At 69.2% G+C, this 2,721-nt stretch carries 3 protein-coding genes; 1 reads left to right on the forward strand and 2 read right to left on the reverse strand.

Going from position 1 to position 2,721, the window contains the following annotated elements; translation table 11 throughout:
- A partial coding sequence (locus tag VHK87_RS01220; RefSeq protein ID WP_329633076.1) for an SDR family NAD(P)-dependent oxidoreductase occupies positions 1–697 on the reverse strand: 697 nt, incomplete at its 3' end.
- Between the two features lie 205 nt (positions 698–902).
- Here VHK87_RS01220 and VHK87_RS01225 point away from each other — a divergent pair.
- Positions 903–2,018, forward strand: coding sequence for an NAD-dependent epimerase/dehydratase family protein (locus VHK87_RS01225; RefSeq protein ID WP_329633077.1), 1,116 nt, complete (start codon positions 903–905; stop codon positions 2,016–2,018).
- 60 nt (positions 2,019–2,078) lie between these two features.
- On the opposite strand, the gene VHK87_RS01230 is transcribed toward VHK87_RS01225, so the two are convergent.
- A partial coding sequence (locus VHK87_RS01230) for a YsnF/AvaK domain-containing protein (protein WP_329633078.1) occupies positions 2,079–2,721 on the reverse strand: 643 nt, incomplete at its 5' end.

The raw sequence follows: 2,721 nt of genomic DNA on the forward strand, positions 1-2,721 counted from the left end.
CGGTGAAGCGCTCAGCGAGGCCGGGAGACAGCGTCTTGCCGATCAGGGTCGCGGCGCCGAAAGTGCGGCCCGCCAGCGCCTCGCGTCTGGGCTTACGCGCCAGTCGAACGATCGTCCGCGCGACGGTCTCGGGCGGATAGAGCCACCAGATCGGCCGCATCTCGCGGCCCATGTAGTTTGCGGCCCGACTGTAGACCGGCGAGTCGATGGCAGAGGACAGCACCGTGCAGACGTGGATGCCGGGCACGTCCCGCACTTCCTGGCGCAGGCTCTCGCTCATTCCGCGGATCGCAAATTTGCTGGCGACGTAGGCGGCGGCGAACGGCTGGCCGACGACCCCGAGCACTGAGGCGGTGCTGATGAGCACTCCGCGGCCACGGGCTCTGAAGTGGCGGATGGCCTCTTGCGCGCTGAACATGGTCCCCGCGATGTTCACAAAGAGCACGCGCTCGATCGCGGCGGCGGGGGTCTCCTCGATACGGCCGAACTGCAGCACGCCTGCGTTGCTTACCCACACGTCGAAGCCGCCGAACCGATCTATCGCCGCCGCCGTGACTGCCGCCAGATCTTCGGCCCGGCTGACGTCCCCAGGTACGACCAGCGCGCTAGCGCCGCGCTCCCGGCAGAGTTCGGCGACGTCCTGCAGGATGGATGCGCGGCGGGCAGTCAGCACGACATCGAAGCCGTCCGCAGCCATGGCCAAGGCCGTGGCTCGGCCAACGCCACTGGACGCGCCGGTGATCACCACAACTGGCCGTGCACTCGCCGTCATTCTTTATCTCGGTTGATATAGATCCCGGTAAGGGGCGGGGGCCGCTGCGGTTCCCATGGTGCAGTTATCGGCTTGCGCTTTTGGCCCGAACGGGGCTGGTTTTCGGTGGGTGCCAATCTGAGGAGCGGCGATGAGCACGACGCGTCGGAGACTGCTGGAGCTGGGCGCACTGGCGCTGCCTGGACTGGCGGTGGCGGCCGAGCCGGTAAAGCCGCTGCGCATCCTGATCCTCGGCGGCACCGGCTTCACCGGCCCGCACCAGGTCCGCTACGCCCTCTCGCGCGGCCACAAGATCACCCTCTTCAACCGCGGACGGCGGCCTCAGGACTGGCCCGGGGAGGTCGAGGAGCTGGCCGGCGACCGCAACACAGGCGACCTGAAGGCCCTGGCCGGCCGCGAGTGGGACGTCTGCATCGATAACCCCACCACCCTGCCGTTCTGGGTGCGCGACGCCGGCCTGGCGCTGAAGGGGAAGGTGAAGCGCTACGTCTTCATCTCCACCCTGTCGGCCTACGCGGCGAACGATGCGCCTGCCGACGAGAGCGCCGCGCTCGCCCCCTACGAGGGCAAGGACCCGCTCGCCGAGACTATGCAGACGCTGCAGGCCAGCGGCGGCGCCCTCTACGGGCCGTTGAAGGCCGCCAGTGAGCGCGAGGCGGTGCGCCAGTTCGGGGCCGGGGCCGTGACCATCATCCGCCCCGGCCTGATCGTCGGCCCCGGCGACGACACCGACCGGTTCACCTACTGGCCGGTGCGCATCGCCCGCGGCGGCGAGGTCCTGGCCCCCGGCGACGGCGCCGATCCCGTCCAGTTCATCGACGCCCGCGACCTGGCCGAATGGACGATCCGCATGGCCGAGCAGGGCGCGGCGGGCGCCTACAACGCCACCGGCCCGGCCGAGCCGCTGACGATGAAGGAGATGCTCGGGGCCATCGCCTCGTCGATCCCGTCGGACGTCAAGCTCACCTGGGTGTCGGCCAAGTTCCTCGCCGACGCTGGCGTCGCCCCCTGGAGCGACCTGCCGGTCTGGGTCCCCGCCCAGGGCGAGATGGCCGGCTTCGCCCGTCGCGACATCAGGAAGGCCCTAGCCCGCGGCCTCACCTTCCGCCCCCTCTCCAGCACCGCCGTCGACACCCTCGCCTGGTTCCGCATCCTGCCGGCCGACCGCCAGGCCAAGCTGCGCGCCGGCCTGACGCCGGAGCGTGAGGCCGACCTGCTGGCGAAGTGGAAATCGGCCGCGGGCTAGCTAGCGCGGCTCGGGTCGACAGTCCCCGGAGGCGCGTAAGCGCCCCCGGGAGAACATTGGCTAGAAGTCGCGGCGGCTTCCCAGGTCATCGTTCGCGCCCGCTCGCCGCGCGGACCTCTCGTCCTGGACGTCGACTTCGGTGTGGCGAACGGTGTCGTCGATGTTTTCGACATGCTCCTCCACATCCTTTCGGACGGTGAGCTCCTCGCGGACAATCGCCTGCTTGTCGACGACCGCTTCTTCTGCACGCTCGGTGACTTCGAACGACCGCTCTTCGAACAGTTCGTCCGCCGATCCCCGCCCGACGGTTTGATTGACCGGGTGTCGTTCGATGCTCACATGCTCTTCGCGCAGGCCTACCTGCTCGTGGACGGGCGTCTCCACCACGTACGAGCGGACCCGAACGCCACCACGCTCCACCTCACGCTTTCCAACGCGAAGCTGCTCCTCGGTGATCGGCACCCGAACCTCTTCGCCAGCTTGCAGCGTCTCGGTCCGTTGGGCCTGGCCGGTGAAGCCGGAGCTCTGCGTTTGAGAGCCGTCGTTGTAAGCCGCGGCGCCCGTGTCTGCTGACAGGTCGGCGCCGCCGCTCCAGCCAGCGGCCCGCCATTCCTGCTCTCGCTGATCGAGATCGATCGCGCCGGAGCTTTCCAGCACGCGGATAGCTTCGTCGGTGTTGTCGTCGCGCACCTTGGCGGTGAGC

Origin of the sequence: Phenylobacterium sp., from assembly GCF_036263695.1 — a bacterium.
GTDB lineage: Bacteria > Pseudomonadota > Alphaproteobacteria > Caulobacterales > Caulobacteraceae > Phenylobacterium.

Coding starts and splice junctions, on each gene's coding strand:
- VHK87_RS01225 (WP_329633077.1), top strand. CDS start 903: ATGAGCACGACGCGTCGGAGACTGCTGGAGCTGGGCGCACTGGCGCTG.